Genomic DNA, 17832 nt, shown 5'->3' on the forward strand with positions numbered 1-17832 from the left:
ATAAAAAACAGAGTCTAAATAGAGTGAATCTAGAAATGATTAAATCTAAGGAAAATAACGTGACTAAAAAAATGAAACAAGGATTAATTTTAACGGCATTATTGTTAACGAATAGTTTAGCAGTATATGCTGCGGACAGTTCAACAGTAAAAATTGGTGCTTTAGTTGCTGGTCAAGTGACTAAAATGTACGTGACTGAAGGGCAAACCGTTAAAGTTGGCGATAGATTGTTAAACCTGGATGGAAGTCGATATCAGGCAAAAACAAATATGTTGGTGTCTAAAAGAAATGCAACTAAACTTGAACTTGACGATTCAAAAATTGAACTAGATCAAGCTAAAGATTTATATGATAGAACGGTTACATCTAAACGTGCATTAGATGCTTCACAACTTCGTTATGATATTGCAATGGCAAATTATCAAGCTGCAAAAGCGGCTTTAGCGATGCATAAAGCATGGGCTAAATATGTGTATATTAAGTCACCTATTAATGGCAAAGTGGTTAAAATTATGGCGCCAGTAGGCACTACGGTCTATAAAGAAAATACCCCTATGCTTGAATTAGAAGCACAATAAGTATATTAAAATGTGTGTAAACCATTTTGTTCTATGCTCAAAAGGGCATTACCGTTACAAGGCATACCAGGCCTGGTAAAATGGGTTTTGATTTAAATATAAGTTAATTAAGGAATAGCATGTTACAAACACGTCTAAAGTATGGCTTAGAATATTGGAAGTTAGCTATTCATCTTATTTTTAAGACAAAGCATTTTGGTGTAAATAATTTGTGGTGGGCTCAGCAACCATCCGCTATTGGTTGGCATTGGTATCAAATTTTATTTGGAATCTTAACGATTTTACCGATTGTTAGAAATTACCAATCTCTAAAAGTACGCAGTTGTTTAGGTTGGTTACCAGAAGCTGAATGTCTGGCTTTAGGGTTTAAAAAGTAGCCGCTTTCAACAAGCTAGGTGTTTGATATTATTGCTTTGTAAATATAATATTGAACACATAAAAAAGCCCAATTGAGTTTGGGCTTTTTTATGGGTGTAGGTTTGTGGTTAGTTTTTGTCAGTGAGTGTGTTTTACTAGGGTTTATAAAAATAACTATTCAGGCACTAACTGTTCACAGCGATAAATACCTCGTGATCCTGCCAATTGTTTTGCTAAAAAAGGTAAGGCTTGTTTTGCTTGTTTCATGAGTGTCCAGGGTGGATTAATCACAATCATACCGCTTGAAGTCATGCCTTTTTCTTTGTCTTTATCAATACCTAATTCAAACAACTGAATGTTTTTAATTCCGCTTTTTATAAAGTCCTGCTCTATTTCATGAATACGGTAGCGATCAACCACTGGGTACCATAATGCATAAGTACCAGTAGAAAACTTTTTGTAGGCTTGAATAAGCGTTTCTGTTGCCGTTTTATAGTCTTGTTTAACCTCGTATGGTTGGTCCATCAAAACATAGCCACGACGCTCTTTGGGTGGCAGTTGACTAATACAGGCATGAAAACCATCTTTTTGAAACGCTTTGATTCTGCGATCACCACGAATATTTTGAAGCAGAGTTTTAAATTCTCGTGGATGTAATTCATATAAACTAATACGATCATCTTCTCGTAATAAGTGCGTTGCAAACCAGGGCGAGCCTGGGTATGTTTCTAATGATTCATTAAGATTAAAGTCTTTAATTAATGCTACATACGTTTTTACCAGGCCTGGTAAATTGCTTATTTCTTGTTCTGATAAATCCCACAATTTAGCAATACCATTTAAGTATTCTTGCGTTTTTTGCGCTTCATTATCTTGTAAAGAAAATGCGCCTGTTCCAGAGTGTGTGTCTAAATAAAATACGGGTTTTGGTTTTTCCGTAAGGTAGTTAAGTATGTGAGCACTAATGCTATGTTTAAGTACATCAGCAAAGTTGCCTGCATGAAATGAGTGTAAATAACTCAGCATAAATTGACCTTGATTTAATCTTAATGGGGGCTTTGAGCGTTAACGTTTGTTCTTTTTGTGACGAGCTCGGCGCTCTTTTTTTAACTGCTCACGAGCTTGTTTTTTCTCTTCTTTTAAAAGCCTTTGTATGGCGACTTGTTTTAACTCTTGCTCTATCATTTCTGGGGTTTCTAATGATAGATTGCCTATAGCGTTATCGCGATATTCCATAATTAAAATTCGGGATACCTTATCTAAATCGACCATGCCACCTGAACGCAAACAACCACGTTGACGACCAATCGCCTCTAGTAGTTCCATATCGGTATGTGGTAGCTGCTCAAGATTAAAACGTTGTTTTATTTCTTCAGGATAGGCTTCCAGCAGGTATTCAGCGGCATAAGAAGCAATGTCGGGCAGTTCAAAAGCGGTTTCTTTAATGCCGCCTGTAATGGCTAAACGATAACCACTATGTTCATTTTCAATATTTGGCCATAACATTCCAGGCGTGTCGATTAGGGTAATATTATCTTCAAGCTTAATTCGCTGTTGATTTTTTGTTACAGCGGGTTCATTACCCGTTTTAGCAATAATGCGACCGGTAATATTATTTATTAAGGTTGATTTACCGACATTTGGTATACCAATAATCAAAGCATGAATGGTTTTGACGCTATTGGCTTTTTCAGGCACCATTTTTTTTATAAGACTTAATAGTTGTTGGCGTTTGTCTGCATTTTGTGTATTAAACGCCAAGGTTTTAATGGTGCTTTCTTGCTCCATATATTGTTGCCAAACTTCAGTAATTTGGGGGTCAGCTAAATCGGTTTTGCTTAAAATTTTAATTGTCGGCTTATCTTGGCGAATTTCTTCGATTAATGGATTTTGACTGCTGTAAGGAATACGAGCGTCCACAACTTCAATAAATATATCCACTTGGTTAAAAATTTCACGCACCTCTTTTTGAGCTTTATGCATGTGACCTGGATACCATTGAATTGCCATTTTAGTGCCTATTTTTATATATAAATAATGATGTATTCTCGAAGCGTTGAATACTGCGATAAATAATTATGTGCCTATTATAACGGAGAGCTACTTTTATACTAAGATTATCGAGTTTCATGAATACTTATCATTCTTTGTTGATGTTTATTATTAATTTGGTTTATTCATACTATTAATAATCGTAACTTCCTACTTAGCAACTAGGTTTCTATACTGGAATTGAGGTAATAAATCTAAATACACAAAATTAAACTTTCGGGATCTTTAGTTTTTATTAAGGAGTCCTAATATGGCTACTGTCGCAACATTAATGCCTAAGATGGGGGCTGATCGAGATTATGTTCAAACGTATGCACAAACTCAATCAGCGGTTAGTTCAAGGCACAATCAAAAAGCAGAACATTCAGTTTGCCAATTCAGAGATAACGAAGTTGATATGATGCCAGGTCAATGGGCTGAAGCAGGAAATCCAACCCCTTATGAACTTAGGGTGACGATACAAACCTGTAAAAGGCTATGGTATTTAAATAAAGAAGCACTTGATTACGTAGAGTGTGATCAGGAAGCCACGCTCTATAATATTAAAGTGCTAGAAAAACTTTATATTCATTTAATGGATTATTTGTCAGGGTAAGGCTAAATGGCTAAAACAGGAGGGATGCATAGATAAATCCTTTAGAGATATCTATGCATTATTGTGTAAATAAAGTTGTTATTAATTGGCTATTTTCTGAACATTCTTATTAAAAAACGGACAAATAAGAAAATGGCTGATGCCATCCATACATAAACAAACCAACGTGCAAACTCATAAAAAGAAGTAAATTGTCCCTCTAAATGCGAAAGCCCCTCAACGGTAAGTTGACCATTTTCTGAATTAGATAGAGCGATTAGGGCCACAATTAAAAAACAGGCCGCAATCATTGCACCTAAATACAAAAAGATTTTTTGAAAAATATCCATGACCTATCCTTTAATATTGACTTGACGTATCTTTAATTATTTAGCCAGTTGTTCGGTTAAAAATTCCATAAAACCATCAGCGGCAATGTCTTGTGCTTTTTCATCACGGCGATATTTATATTCAATTTGACCATTATCTAAACCACGTTCGCCAATAACAATGCGGTGTGGAATACCAATTAAGTCCATATCTGAGAACATAACGCCAGGGCGTTCACTACGGTCATCAAATAATACTTCAATACCTTGAGCCACTAACTCTTTATACATGGCTTCAGCGGCTTCTTTTACGCGTGGTGATTTATGCATTTGCATTGGCACAATACAGACTTGAAAAGGGGCTATGTTTTCTGGCCAAATAATACCTTTGTCGTCGTAGTTTTGTTCAATGGCTGCGGCTACAACACGTGTTATACCAATACCGTAACAACCCATCTCTAAGATTTGAGAGCGACTGTTTTCATTTTGAACGGTGGCGTTTAAAGCGGTTGAATATTTGTTACCCAGTTGGAAAATATGACCAACTTCAATACCTCGACGAATTTCAATTTTTCCGTTACCACAAGGGCTTGGGTCACCTTTAACCACATTACGAATATCCGCAACTAATGTGGCTGTTGCATCGCGATCCCAGTTAGCACCCGTTGCGTGAAAACCATCTTTATTGGCGCCACATACAAAGTCACTCATATTGGCGGCTGTACGGTCAATAATTACTGGAATAGTTAAACCACATGGGCCAATAGAGCCTGCATTACATCCTACGGCTGCAAAAATCTCTTCATCGCTTGCCATTTCAAATGGTTCAGCAACAAGTTCTAATTTTTCAGCTTTAATTTCATTTAAATCATGGTCGCCACGTAATACCAAGGCCACCACTGGAGCTTGTTCAGTTGCGCCTTTAACTAATAAGGTTTTTACGATTTTCTTTTTCTTAAGTTGTAAGAAATCGCACACTTCTTCAATAGTGTGTTTATTTGGTGTTTCAACTTCGGTATAGGCTTCAGTCGCTTCTGCACGTTCGCCACGTGGGGCTAATGCTTCAGCTAATTCAACATTGGCGGCAAAGTCTGACCCGGTTGAAAAAGCAATATCGTCTTCACCAGATTCTGCCAATACATGAAACTCATGAGATGCGTCACCACCAATTGAACCCGTGTCAGCTTGAACTGGACGGAAATCTAAACCTAAACGGCTAAAAATACGGTTATAGGCTGCAAACATAACATCGTAAGTTTCTTGCAGGCTTTCTTTGTTCATATGAAAAGAGTAGGCGTCTTTCATAATAAATTCACGTGAACGCATTACCCCAAAACGTGGGCGAATTTCGTCACGAAACTTGGTTTGAATTTGGTAAAAATTGGCTGGCAGTTGTTTGTAACTACGAATCTCTTTACGCACTAAATCGGTAATAATTTCTTCGTGCGTTGGCCCTAAGGCAAAGTCACGACCATGACGGTCTACAAAACGTAATAGTTCTGGGCCGTAATCTTGCGCACGTCCTGATTCTTCCCAAAGTTCCATTGGTTGAACAACCGGCATTAATACTTCTTGTGCGCCAGAGCGGTTCATCTCTTCACGAACAATCGCTTCTACTTTTCTTAAAACACGTACACCTAAAGGTAACCAGTTATATAAACCACCGGCTAACGGACGAATAATGCCCGCTCTAAGCATAAGCTGATGGCTAATAACCACCGCATCAGAAGGGGTTTCACGGGTTGTGGAGATAAGTAAGTTAGAAGTTCTCATGATGGGAAATGACCTTGAATTTTCAAAACGATTAAATTGGGCGTATTTTAGCATGCCAAAGGGTTCTGAAAAATGATTATCTGTGCAATGAATGAGTATAAAGAGAGGGTTTTTAAATTTATCCTAGGCCAGTAAGAGAATGTTGGTTATAGAAATACCAGGCCTGGTAAATTACGATTGAATTATTTAGGGTTTATATATGAGCCGTATTGCATAAAGGTTGGTTGCTAGCAATATTGGCAACTATCCAGTAAAAGCTTCATCAGAAGCAAGGTAGCTTAATTCTTCAGGAGTACTTGTACGACCAAGAATGGCGTTTCTATGTGGAAAACGTCCAAAACGCTGTACTAAATTTTTGTGGTGTTGGGCAAAACGTATATTGTTTGTTAACGCTGCTTGGGTAAAGAGTTTAAGAGAGAGCGTTTGGTCATTTAAATCTTCACTATGCATTAACGGCATATACATAAACATGAGTTGTGATTTTGGAATTTGTTGATCAAATTTTTGTTCAATAGCGTATTTGGTATTTTCAATAGCAAGGGCTTCCGTGCTAAAGGCTTTTGCTTGCCCCCTAAACATATTTAAAGGGAATTGATCTAATAGAATAATAAGCGCTAAAGCACCTTGAGGTGTGTTTTTCCATTCATTGAGTTCACCTTGTTTGGCTTTATTCCATAAGGCTTCATACTGATTACGAATGGTTTCGTCAATTTGGGGTGTTGAATTAAACCAACGAGGTTGCATCTCACCAGAAAACCAAAATGTAAGTAGAGATTGAGGGGTTATATTAGCCATCTAAAATCGCTTAAGGTTGTTTTGGCGCTAAGCGTTTAAAAAGATGGCTAATCGCTGACCAATGAAAATGGGCGATAGAGATATACATAAAGCTACCAATCAGTACACCTAAAACAATATTACCAATGTAAAACGGTTTCCAAATAAGAGGAAAAACTTGATCAAACCAAAGTTGCGAGCCAACGGTAATATGTGCAGAAGCGGTGAACAAATCCGGGGTGCCTAACATCCAAGTACCAAATTCATAGCCACCATACCAAATTGGCCACATAGTAAGCGGGTTAGTTACCCAGGCAAGAGCGGTGGCTAATGGAATATTGGCTTTAAAAAAATAGGCAAATACAGAACCTAAAACCATTTGAAATGGTATGGGTAACATCATCGCAAACGAGCCAATAAACCCTGCACGAGCAAATGACTTACGGTCACCAGCCCAGTAAATACGGTCTTGGAATTTGGGGAAATGCTTATTTAAGAAAACGGAGCGTTTGGTGGCTCTGCCAATCTGATGCATTTTAAGTTTAAGGTATCGAAACATATTTTGAGTATATCAGAAAGGTCTAATCTTTAACCTGATTAATTATGAAGTTAGTTTGACTAAGTGTTACGGCTTTTTGATTGTGGTAGGGCCAGCTAAAGCTTGGTGTACCGGCATAAGCTCAATGTTGTTGATATTAACGTGTGCAGGTTGAGCTAACACCCAACGAATGGTTTCGGCCACATCTTCAGATCTTAAGGGTTCAAGTCCTGCATATACATTATTGGCTTGTTCTTCATTGCCTTTAAAACGTACTAAAGAGAATTCGCTTTCATTTAACATGCCTGGTTCAATATTGGTTACACGTACGGCGGTGCCGAGCAAATCAGAGCGTAAATTACTTGAAAACTGTGCCACAAATGCTTTGGTTGCCCCATATACATTGGCACCTTTATAGGCATAACTGCCTGCAATAGAACCAATATTGATAATATGCCCAAAATTACGTTTTACCAGGCCTGGTAAAATTTGGCGACTTAAAAATGCCAATGATAAACAGTTGGTATTTATCATGGTTTGCCAATCTAACCAATCTGTTTGATGTGCTGGGTTTAACCCTAATGCTAAACCTGCGTTATTAATCAGAACATCAATCTCTTTAAAGTTAGCTGGCAGTTTTTCTAGTTCTTTTAGCAGTTGAGTGTGATCATTAATATCACAAGCAATAATATGACAGGGGGTTAGAGGTGATAGCTGAGTTTTTAGATCATTTAGACGTTGTTCACGACGTGCCAAAAGAATCAGTTTGTAACCTTGTTTGGCTAAAACTTCGGCGGTGGCTTTACCGATTCCGCTAGAAGCACCAGTTATAAAGGCAATTTTGTTTGTCATTGGATTTTCTCAGGTAAGGTAATGGTTTTATTGTAAAGGGCTTTTATGACTTGGAAAAGCGTTTAAATAATTTTTACATCATTGTGAAATCAGAATTTAAAACAGACGTGAATAGAGTTCAATCAATACAAATGTGCTACTGCTTATAAAGGCTAATAAAGAAAAAGCTCGCGGAACTCTAAAACAACCTTCCATGACAGGTTGATGTGCTTTTATGCGCCATAAGGACAGGTTAACAATTGAAAATACAACCAACATCAGCAATGAAGTTGTTTCAGCTAAAGAAGATAAATTGCCAATTAATGCCAATATTAAAATAATGATTCCTGATAGTGCCGTGGCCACAATCGGTGTTTGTGTGCGACGGTTTATTATGCCTAAAAATTGAGGTAATTGTTGGCGTTGGCTTAAACCGTACACCACGCGCGAGGCCATAATAAGTTGAATTAAAGCGCCATTAATAATAGCAAGCATACTAATAATAGAAATAACTTGAGCAGATTCTCCAGTATGAAACGTAAATAACATGGCAAGAGGCGCATGACTTTTGGCTAGTTCTTGAGGGGGAATAGATAATACAGCCAATAGCATAATCATCATATAAAGCAGGGTGGTTATGGTTAAAGTGCTAAATATAGCCAAAGGTAAATTGCGTTTTACATTTTTTACTTCTTCGGCCACATCAACCATATCTTCAAAACCAATAAAGGCGTAGAAAGCGAGTAGAGCACCGCTAAAGATAATACCAAAGCTGACTAAACTTAAATCAGGAATGAGTAATGGCGCAATTTCAGGTAGATGAACAAGGGCGCCTTGACTGACATAAATCATCCAAATTAATCCGCCCACTTCTATTAGAGTAATTAAGGTGGCCAAAAAAACCGATTCGGCAATACCATAAATGGCTATGGCTGTTAAAAGTAGAGTAACGACAATAATGATTTCGTGGGTATCAATGTCTATGAGTTGTTGAATATAGCCAGAAAAGGCATTAATAAGTGCGGCGGCAGATACCAGGCCTGCAAAAATGACCAAAATACCAATAAACTGAGCAAGACGAATAGAATGCAAACCCTTTTGGGTATATAAAGCTGCTCCTGCTGTATAAGGATAACGGCAAGAGAGTTCAGCAAAAGACAGAGCCGTTAAGCCCGCAAGAATAGAAGCCGCTAAAAAAGCAAATGGCGATAAATACCCAGCCAGACCAGCCAGTTCACCAATTAGAGCATAAATACCCGCACCAATGGTTGTACCAAGCCCATATAAAATAAGCTGAGGTAATGACAAGGTTCGCTTTAATACTGTTTTCATTTATACCTTTAACATTTTGTGATGTTGTTTTTAAGGAGATGCATTTTTAAACCTTTAAACAGTGTTCATAATTTGTTTTAAAGATGTTTTGAAATATAAGCATTAAATACAGGCACAGATAAAGCTCTGTAAATTCACATGCGATAAAAATTATGTATATATGTGTAAAAATTTCAACTTAATCTTACATTACACAGTAGTTGAGAAGCCTTTTTAATCTAATAACTTCGCCTTGATATTTCCTATCAGGCTTCCCGTTACTTTTTGCAATTTGGCAAAAAGTAACCAAAAAACAAACCCCGCTCCATAAATGGGCAAGTTCTAAGCTGTTCACTGACAATCTCGCAACTTGCTGAGCAAGCTCAGCTTCGGACAGTCGAGATTGTTTAACCGTTCTCTACGCAAAGAACTTTGCGCCATTTATTCCAAGGGGAGTTTGGGTATTTGCCCAAGCACTTACTTAAGAAGAAAGCTTAATTGTGGCTTATAGGTTTTCAACAGAAGAATCCTTCTAATAAAAACGACTAATTTATCCTGTACTGTCAGATTAAGTCTAATTTTCTACAATATTATGTCTACATAATTAAAATCGGCATGTTGATCAACGCAACTTACGTATAAGGCTTTAAATGTTTTATTAGAATTTAAACCCTTTAAGAATAGAATCTTTTAGTTTGTCTTCTGCCTTTTTCTGGATATCTTTAACGACTTCATCTTTTTTCTTTTCAAGTTCAGCTTTGGCTTTACCTTCAATTAAAGAGGCTAAATCTAGTGAAATAGAAGGGTCGGTTAAATTGCCTTTTAGTCTTACAGGAATGGTAAGACCATTTAAATCTTTAAGGTCTTCACCGCCTTGTCCTTTGTCTGAAGCAACAATTTTAGTGTTCACTAAATAATTGAGTTTTTCATTGGCGATGTCTGCAGTACCAGAACCATTAATACGCATAAATGGCGCTTGAGCGGATAAAGTATTGGTATTAACAACGCCATTTTTAATCGTGACATCAGCAATTAAAGAACTAAAGTCCGTTTTGGCTTCTTCATCTTGAACCGTAGCCGTTTTACCGCTAATTTTAGCTTGAGCGTCACGGATGGTTTGCGCTAAGTTAAAGCCTTTTACAGCACCGTCTTTTAAGTTGACTTTGGCAGTACCATTAAGGTTTTTCTTAAACTCGGAAATAAGTTCACCGCTGGTGGTAATGTTTGCATTAACACTACCTGTTCCTTGAAGTTTGTCGGTATCGGCAACGGCAAGTAATACATCACCAATTGGCAGATTATCGGTATTAGTTTTAACACTGTATTTTGGTGTTTTACCACGTACATCTAAACCAGCAATCACCACGGCTTGGGTGTTAAATATATCAGCTTTTAAAGGGTTAATAGTTAAATTACCTTTAGCTGCTTTGGTGGTCATAACAATGTTTTTTGGGTTGAGTTTATCATAGGTTGCGCTGCCTACTTTAATCGTTCCGTTAATGGTTAGCTTACGCAGTAAATCAACCGGCAGTTCAATTTTAGTTTCTGGCGCATCTTTTGTTTCAGCCACTGGCGTTGCTTGTTCGGTTTTAGGTGGTAAATAACGACTGACATTAATTGTATTTAGGGCTAAGTCGTAATTAATATTTGGAACACTAAATTGGCTGACTGAAGCATTACCGGTTAATTGGCTATCATCTAATGTAAGTTTAAGATTATTAACCTTAAGTGCTTGGTTTTTGCTATTAAATTGCACACCCAAAGAGGTAGCAAACTTGGTTAAGGTTTTACTATCACTCATTTCTGGCAAGGTGACTTTTAGCTGTTTTAAAAGTTCACGTAGGTTAGTTTGTGCAATATCAATATTGGCATTTACCACCGCATCAGAAGTAATTTGTGTGGCTTTAACTTGACCACTCGCCGTTAAGTCTAATAGTTTTAAAGAAAGCTTAGGCAGTTCTGCTGTTTGTTTTTTTAAGTCAATATTGGCAGAGGTGTTTAATGCAATCGTTGCACTACCATTTGGGATTTGTTCACCTTTTACGTCCGCATTTAAAGCAATTTGTTTGGCATTAAAAGATTGGTTAGTAATGTCACCCGTTAGGTCGGTTAGGTTTAGTTGACCTTTGATTTTTTCAAGTGGAAAATCTTCTCCGCCATCAACGTCGTAGTCAATAGATAAGTTTGGCATAGAAAGAAGATTGTTTTCCAACGAGAAGTTAGGCAAGCTGATTTTAGTGGTTGCTTGTTTAACAGGGATTCCTTTGCCGCTAACTTGATTATTAATATTTAGGTTGCGTATGGCGTACTGACCATCTTTATCCAGTTTTGCCTCTACATTAATGGCGAGTTTACTAGAAAGTTCAGGGTTACTTACATCTGTGTCTGCAGAGAGTGCAATAAAGAAGTATTCACCAAAGGTAATGGCACCACTGGTGAAATTAAGATTTTTTAAGGTAACGTTTTGTTGGTTTTGAGCATCTTGCCATTTGATTAAACCATCTTTAACATCAATTCCGCCAAAGTTTAGTGATGCCAATTTATCCATTGGGTTTTCAGCAGGCTCACTTGTTTTTTCTTCTGTTTTTTCTGTTGAAGGTTTAACTAAATCATCCCAGTTTGTTGTACCGTCAGCTTTACGTTCTAGATTTAGAGATAGACCATGTAATGTTAATGTGTCTACTTCAAGCTTTTTACTAAGCAGTGGCAAAATAGCAGCGCCTAATTGAACTTTATCTATTTTAATAAAAGGCGTGTCGTTAAAACCTTTGGCATTACTTAGAGAGGCCGATTCTAAATTGATTCCAATATGCGGAAATAAAGAAAGGCTCATTGTTTCGACTTTAAAATCTCTTCCAGTCTCTTTTTTAACTAATTCGGTAATATCATCACGGTAGTCATTAGGATCAACAGTGGCAACAATCACGCCAATTGCAATAATAAGAACAACTAATAATCCGGCTATAATTTTTGCCACTAACCCTAATGCTTTCATGAATTTACTCCATCGTAATTTTACGAACTTTTATTGGTATAGAATCTTAACAGATGAGTGGCATGAATCAATCTTTTGTTGCAGTAATTAAAGAAAATTAAGCGCCACTATATTTGATGTAATAGGGCGTATTTAGCTGTTTTTAAATACGCCTTTGTACAGTGTATGTTTTAAGGTTTTTTAATCCACTTACCATTTACTTGTATATACAATCCAGATGGTGTCTTTTGAATCGCTTTATTACCGGCTAAAGCTTCAATTTCACTAAGAGGTACTTTATGACTTTGTGCCAGTTTTTGATATTGTTGATTACGCGCTTTATTAATTAATTGCACAATGTCTTGAGCATTATTTTGATTTTTAATAACGCCTAAATAACCATTAGGTTGTTCACCCACCAGGCCTTGAGATTTAGCAGAACTTAATTGCTTCATTGCCGTAGATAAATCCATTGACCATGCATTGCTAGAAAGCGCCAGTAGAAAACTTAGAAATAAGATTTGGGTTGATTTTAATAATGTCATTTTTATTCTCCTAAAATAAGCCACTAGAACTGCTAAACATGTTGTCGAGTTGTTTATCAATTTTAATTAAAATTTCATGTTGAATCTTAACGTTTAAATTGATGTTAATAGGTTCATTGGGTAAAGCCACTTGCACAGAAGGCGTGCAGGCGGTTAGCGAACTAAAAGCAAGGGTTGTAATGACAAACGTACTCAATAAACCTTTATTTAGGCAAGCAAGTACGTGTCTATGTTTTGTATGTGAGTGCATAACTGACTCCGTAGAGGTTAAATAACGACATTTAATAAACTATATTTAGTTTAGCAGATTAATAAATATCCGTTATGGTCGAGTTATGCATATTTGTGTTTAGATTTGGTTTATTGCTGTTGTAACTTATTTTGAATACGATTTTTAATGGTTTCACTAACTTGATTACTTAATTGCATGGTGGTTATAAGAGCAGGCAAGTCTTCTTCTAATTGAATATTAAAATTAACTTGTCTGCCATTTTCTACATTTGGATTTTTACCTTGTAACTGCAGCGTTAAATGTAAGGTTTTATTTTTATCATAAGTCACTTTGCTATCTAAAATAGAGTAATGAAAATCTTCCAAAACACTAAATACTAATTTCATACTTTGATGAGTTTGTTTAATTGGTGAAGCCGCTTTGTATTGAATTAACCCGCCAGGAGACTGCGCTATTATTTGGCCTTTATCCAGCGTGAAAAAAGGTTCTTTTTGTAAATTAACAGTAAAAGGCAAGTCACCATTTATGCTGCCTGAACCATGTATATCCGCAGATGGATATTGCTCAAGCAAGGTTTTAAGATTAATTTTAGATAAGTGAATATTGCTCTTAATAGGTTGATCTAAATCGAATGTTTTTTTATCTATCCAAGCTTGGCCATCAAAAATTTGGGTGTTAAATTCTGTTAATTTAAGTTTACCTTGTCGTAATTTATTTACGTGAGCTTCATAACTCCCAGAGGATTTTATTGGGCCCACAATTAACCCATGGTTAATTTGCAATGCATTAAGCTGATGAGCATCAACTTTTAACATACCTTGCTTTAGGTTAAGGTTAAACTGGCTATCTACTTGGTTTAAAGTAGTTTCGTTGTAAATACCACTCACACCCTGCGCGATGACTTCTGCTTTGGTAAATAAAGCATTTAATAAATTGGTTTTGTCATTTAATGTGGAAAATTTAAGCTGACTATTACCTTTCGCTTTAAATTGACCACTGCCGATTGTGAGCAGTTTAGGCCAGTCTTTAAAGGTTTTTTGAAAAGGATTGCCTGCCAAAAAATAACTATTTGGGACTTCCCAATCAACATATAAATTATTGGGTTTATAAAAGGCATTATGAAAAATTACCAGGCCTGCTTTATTTGAAATACTGCCTTGTATATTTACTTGTTTAACTGCCGCTAAGGTATTGGCTAAATCAGATTGAATTTTACCTCTTAATGTCCACGAGAGCGGTTGTAGATTATGTTGTTCAAAGCGGTCTGTTTTTAGTACATATTTAGCGGTTAATGGTTTGGTATTGTTTGTTTTTGAACTCGCGGTTAAATTAAGATTAGACAGTGCTAAATCTATGTTTTTAATTGAGATAGGATTTTTGTTTTTAGGTTTAAAACTTAAATTTGTTTTGATATTTATTGAGGGAGCTGAAACCTGAAGTTTTTCTAAAAGATCCGAGATTGAAATGCCATCTTTTTTAGTTATATTTAGGGCAAGGCTATTGGTTTTAACCTGTATGGAATTTAAGTTTAAATTTTGCTCTTTATCGTTATAGCTACCGCTTAGTTGTAATTTAGGTACGGCTAAATGAATATGAGATGAATTCAATTTGCCAGAAAAACGAATGTCAGCAGACAACTGTTTTAAAAACTTTTGATTGGCCAAAATGAGGTGAGTGTTAGACAGTTTTAGGGAGCCTTGGTTTATGTTAAGTTCAGGCGTTTTGTGTAGTGTAAACAATCCTTCAGCTTTAAGAGTGGCAGAGGCTTTATTTGTAGGCGACTTTAAAGATTTTGAATCTACTGAATTTATAACCAGTGTAAAAGGTAGGGTGGGTAATTTATCCAAGGTCATGTTTTGATGTTCAGATGATGTTGCTTCAAAACTAAAGTGGTTCAATTGATTAGATTTTGGGTTATCAAGTAAGTCGATAGCTAATTTTCTATTAAATAGCCCTTTAGCATATAAATCATAAGATTGAATAACCCCTTTATTCATTGCTAAGGAGGCATGAATAGAACCTTGAACAGAACCAATAGAAGGGATTGGAAAAGGCGAATTAAATTGGGCTTTTACTTCATTAGAAAACGCTAGACTATTTACCAGGCCTGGTAAATCAGTATTAGTGTTAATGTCTTTTAGCGAATTAAGTTGAATGGATGAATTTGCCGTTATATCAAAGTCATTCTTTAAAGGGGATGGGTTTGTTTGTTGATTTAAGTTGTTTGCTGTTTCAATCGTTTTATTATCAGGCAAATAATCACTTAAAGCATCAAGCTCTAAAGTAGAACCCGTCCAGTTTTGGTAAATTTTCTGTAAGTTTTGCCAGCCATTATCTATCTCTTTATTTTTACCAGGCAATAGACCAGAAAGTTGCGTAAATACTGATAAATTTTGTTGTTTAATAACCTGGCCGTTTTGCACAAAATGAATGAGATTTGTTTTATTTTTAGACGACTTTACTTCACTCTCTATCTTGTATTGCAATTGGTTGGTTGCGGCGGGTATTTTGAGAGAAAATTGACTTTTTATTTGTGGTTCTGTCATGTCTTTATCGTGCATAACAATTTGACCATCGGCCTGAATGTCAGTATTAGTTTGAACAATATTTAAGTTTGCCGAACCGTTTACAGAACAAGAGTTTTGTGAGCAAGGTGCTTGAATGTTAAAAGCAGCAATATTGATATTTTGTGGTACAAAGGCAAGCCAGTTTGGTTGGTTTTGTAGGGTCGTTAACTGATTTTTTAAGGTTTCTATCGTCTCTTTAATAGATAGTTTTGTATTCTTGTCTGTTTGATTATTATGGGTATTTAAAAACGTTATTTTAACTAGTCCAATCTCAATTTTATTTAAAGATAAAAAAGCAAAGGTATCATTTTTGGTGGTTGAGTCTTTGGGTGAAATTTGTATGTTTTCAAGATGAACATGAAGTTGCTTATTAAAACTAAAATCAATGTGTTTAAAACGTAATGAACCATTTTTAAGTTCATCAAATTGCCAAGAATAATCACTGATTTTTTGTGCAGCAAGTTGCTGGTTAATCACATAGTAAGCGCCAACAAAGAGTACAACAATCAATGCTAGCGGTAAAAAGGCACCAAACAGTATACGTTTAGAAAGTGAGAATGGTTTTGTCATTGGTGGCTAGTTATTCGCTTTTTTGCATTTTTCAACCGCTTTCCAATAGGCTTTATTGGCATTTTTATCATTCGTTTTACTGTCCCAAAGATGACTTTGTTTATCAATACATTTTTTTTCTTCAGATTCGCTACAAGCGCTGATGAATAGCGACGCAACAAGGATAAACAACCATTTGATTTTACGGCTATAGAAATAACGAGAAGATAAAAAGTTCATAACATTTCCTAAAAATTGAATTTAAAAAATAATGCAATTTGAATTATCAGCTTATTATTAAGCATATTATCAGTAAAATGATAAAAAGAGAAAAGGTCTCACATTAACAATAACATGTGTTTTATGAATAGGAAAACCAATTGTTATTCAGTATGATAAGCCCTAAAGCCCCATTACAAACAAAGGTTGTAAAAAATATCATTATGGATTCAATCGAAACACAACAGTGGACACAACGCTATTCTGATTATTTACAGTCATTACCGTCAAGACCCGCACGTATCGTTTATCAACGAGATCGTGCTCGGGTTATTCATTCCGCCTCATTTAGACGTTTGCAGGCTAAAACTCAAATATTTGGGTTAAGCGAATCTGATTTTTATCGTACTCGTCTTACGCATTCTATGGAAGTTGCGCAAATTGGTTCTGGCTTAGTTGAACAGTTAATTACCATAGGTATGAATGAAAACGGTAAAGATGCCGATTATATGGAATGGTTACCGTCATTTTATTTAATTGAAGCGATTTGTTTGGCACATGACTTGGGTCATCCGCCTTTTGGTCATGGTGGTGAAGTCGCTTTAAATTATATGATGCGCCATTACGGCGGATTTGAAGGCAATGCTCAAACATTAAGAATTTTAGCGCAACTGGGTGAATATACAGCTAAAAATGGTTTAGATTTATCTCGCAGAACCGCATTAGGTGTTATGAAATATCCGGCCATTTATAATGATGTTATTGCTTCAAATACTAACTATCTTGCACAACTTCAAGAGCCCCAAGTGGACGACTTTAGAACATTGCAAATGCACCGTTGGGCGCCACCAAAAAGTTTATATCTTGAAGAAAAGTCGTTGTTTGATTGGGTTTTAGCGCCTTTTTCAGCTGAAGATAAGTTACGATTTACTCAGTTGGTAGACTGCAAAGAGTGTCATCGTCAAACGCAATATAAAGCGCTAGATACCACAATAATGGAATTGGCAGATGATATTGCTTATGGAATTCACGATTTAGAAGATGCTGTGGCCATGAAAATGGTGGCACGTGATTTATGGCAAAACCAAGTGATGGAAAACCCTGTGTTTAAAGAACATGCTTTATGGGATGAGTCTATGACTGACTTGCTGTTTAGTGAATCATCTAAGGGGCGCAAACATGCCGTAAGTAAAATGGTGGGTATTATGGTTGAATCGATTTACATGGATGAAAATACCGATTTTGAACACCCATTATTACGTTATCAAGCTCGTTTACAAGATGGAGAAATGGCGGTTTTAGAGTTACTAAAAACATTTGTCTTTAAAAATGTCATTACCATTCCAGAAGTCAAACAGATGGAATATAAAGGCCAGTTAATTGTTTTAGAATTGTTTAAGTCGTTAAGAGCGAATCCAAATGCTTTATTGCCTTCTAACGCATTTGATAAATATCAAAAAGCAGAAACTGACCAGGCCAAACAACGCGTTATTTCAGATTACATTGCGGGTATGACCAATACTTATGCTTCGCGACTTTATGCCAAGCTATTTACACCAACGCAAGGTTCAATTTTTGATAGATTATAGTCTTCAATTCACTTTACCAGGCCTGGTAAAATGAAAAAGC

The 17832-nt window shown here is 36.2% G+C and carries 17 protein-coding genes; 4 read left to right on the plus strand and 13 right to left on the minus strand.

The genetic code is table 11. The annotated features are described in order from the left end of the window. Nucleotides 1-59: 59 nt before the first annotated feature. Complete coding sequence (locus ACYQ0E_RS05405; RefSeq protein WP_460187222.1) at nt 60-578, plus strand: efflux RND transporter periplasmic adaptor subunit; 519 nt, start codon at nt 60-62, stop codon at nt 576-578. A 119-nt stretch (nt 579-697) separates the two neighbouring features. Further along, nucleotides 698-955, plus strand: coding sequence for a hypothetical protein (locus ACYQ0E_RS05410; RefSeq protein WP_460187223.1), 258 nt, complete (start codon nt 698-700; stop codon nt 953-955). A 154-nt stretch (nt 956-1109) separates the two neighbouring features. Here ACYQ0E_RS05410 and ACYQ0E_RS05415 read toward each other — a convergent pair whose 3' ends face one another. Next, a complete protein-coding gene (locus ACYQ0E_RS05415; RefSeq protein WP_460187224.1) occupies nt 1110-1961 on the minus strand; it encodes a 23S rRNA (adenine(2030)-N(6))-methyltransferase RlmJ in 852 nt (283 codons plus the stop codon). Between the two features lie 39 nt (nt 1962-2000). Then, entirely contained in the window at nt 2001-2945 is a 945-nt protein-coding gene (gene ylqF / locus ACYQ0E_RS05420; RefSeq protein ID WP_460187225.1) for a ribosome biogenesis GTPase YlqF, read from the minus strand. A gap of 292 nt (nt 2946-3237) precedes the next feature. Here ylqF and ACYQ0E_RS05425 point away from each other — a divergent pair, with 292 nt between their 5' ends. Next, complete coding sequence (locus ACYQ0E_RS05425; protein WP_460187226.1) at nt 3238-3582, plus strand: hypothetical protein; 345 nt, start codon at nt 3238-3240, stop codon at nt 3580-3582. 89 nt (nt 3583-3671) lie between these two features. On the opposite strand, the gene ACYQ0E_RS05430 is transcribed toward ACYQ0E_RS05425, so the two are convergent. The 11 genes from ACYQ0E_RS05430 to ACYQ0E_RS05480 all read right to left on the minus strand — a co-directional run bounded on the left by ACYQ0E_RS05430 (nt 3672) and on the right by ACYQ0E_RS05480 (nt 16224). Beyond that, a complete protein-coding gene (locus ACYQ0E_RS05430) occupies nt 3672-3911 on the minus strand; it encodes a hypothetical protein (RefSeq protein WP_460187227.1) in 240 nt (79 codons plus the stop codon). A 36-nt stretch (nt 3912-3947) separates the two neighbouring features. Then, nucleotides 3948-5663: a proline--tRNA ligase gene (locus ACYQ0E_RS05435; protein WP_460187228.1), complete on the minus strand. Its 1716-nt coding sequence runs from the start codon at nt 5661-5663 to the stop codon at nt 3948-3950. 243 nt (nt 5664-5906) lie between these two features. Beyond that, complete coding sequence (locus tag ACYQ0E_RS05440; protein ID WP_460187229.1) at nt 5907-6458, minus strand: DUF924 family protein; 552 nt, start codon at nt 6456-6458, stop codon at nt 5907-5909. Between the two features lie 10 nt (nt 6459-6468). Beyond that, the gene (locus tag ACYQ0E_RS05445) at nt 6469-6972 is read right to left on the minus strand and encodes a DUF2062 domain-containing protein (RefSeq protein ID WP_460187230.1); all 504 of its coding nucleotides are present in this window, start codon (nt 6970-6972) and stop codon (nt 6469-6471) included. A 90-nt stretch (nt 6973-7062) separates the two neighbouring features. Next, complete coding sequence (locus ACYQ0E_RS05450; RefSeq protein WP_460187231.1) at nt 7063-7827, minus strand: SDR family NAD(P)-dependent oxidoreductase; 765 nt, start codon at nt 7825-7827, stop codon at nt 7063-7065. A gap of 96 nt (nt 7828-7923) precedes the next feature. Further along, nucleotides 7924-9138 (minus strand): APC family permease, encoded by a 1215-nt coding sequence (locus ACYQ0E_RS05455; protein ID WP_460187232.1) that lies wholly within the window; start codon nt 9136-9138, stop codon nt 7924-7926. A gap of 637 nt (nt 9139-9775) precedes the next feature. Beyond that, nucleotides 9776-12112: an AsmA family protein gene (locus tag ACYQ0E_RS05460; protein WP_460187233.1), complete on the minus strand. Its 2337-nt coding sequence runs from the start codon at nt 12110-12112 to the stop codon at nt 9776-9778. A 170-nt stretch (nt 12113-12282) separates the two neighbouring features. Continuing rightward, nucleotides 12283-12636, minus strand: a complete 354-nt coding sequence (locus ACYQ0E_RS05465; protein WP_460187234.1) for a YdbL family probable chaperone protein — start codon at nt 12634-12636, stop codon at nt 12283-12285. Between the two features lie 10 nt (nt 12637-12646). Beyond that, nucleotides 12647-12886: a YnbE family lipoprotein gene (locus ACYQ0E_RS05470; RefSeq protein WP_460187235.1), complete on the minus strand. Its 240-nt coding sequence runs from the start codon at nt 12884-12886 to the stop codon at nt 12647-12649. Between the two features lie 110 nt (nt 12887-12996). Continuing rightward, nucleotides 12997-16005: an intermembrane phospholipid transport protein YdbH family protein gene (locus ACYQ0E_RS05475; protein WP_460187236.1), complete on the minus strand. Its 3009-nt coding sequence runs from the start codon at nt 16003-16005 to the stop codon at nt 12997-12999. 6 nt (nt 16006-16011) lie between these two features. Beyond that, nucleotides 16012-16224, minus strand: coding sequence for a hypothetical protein (locus tag ACYQ0E_RS05480; RefSeq protein WP_460187237.1), 213 nt, complete (start codon nt 16222-16224; stop codon nt 16012-16014). 140 nt (nt 16225-16364) lie between these two features. On the opposite strand from ACYQ0E_RS05480, the gene ACYQ0E_RS05485 reads away from it, so the two are divergent. Beyond that, a complete protein-coding gene (locus ACYQ0E_RS05485; RefSeq protein WP_460187238.1) occupies nt 16365-17792 on the plus strand; it encodes an anti-phage deoxyguanosine triphosphatase in 1428 nt (475 codons plus the stop codon). The last annotated feature ends 40 nt before the right edge of the window (nt 17793-17832 follow it).

It is taken from the genome of Thiomicrorhabdus hydrogeniphila, from assembly GCF_054656895.1.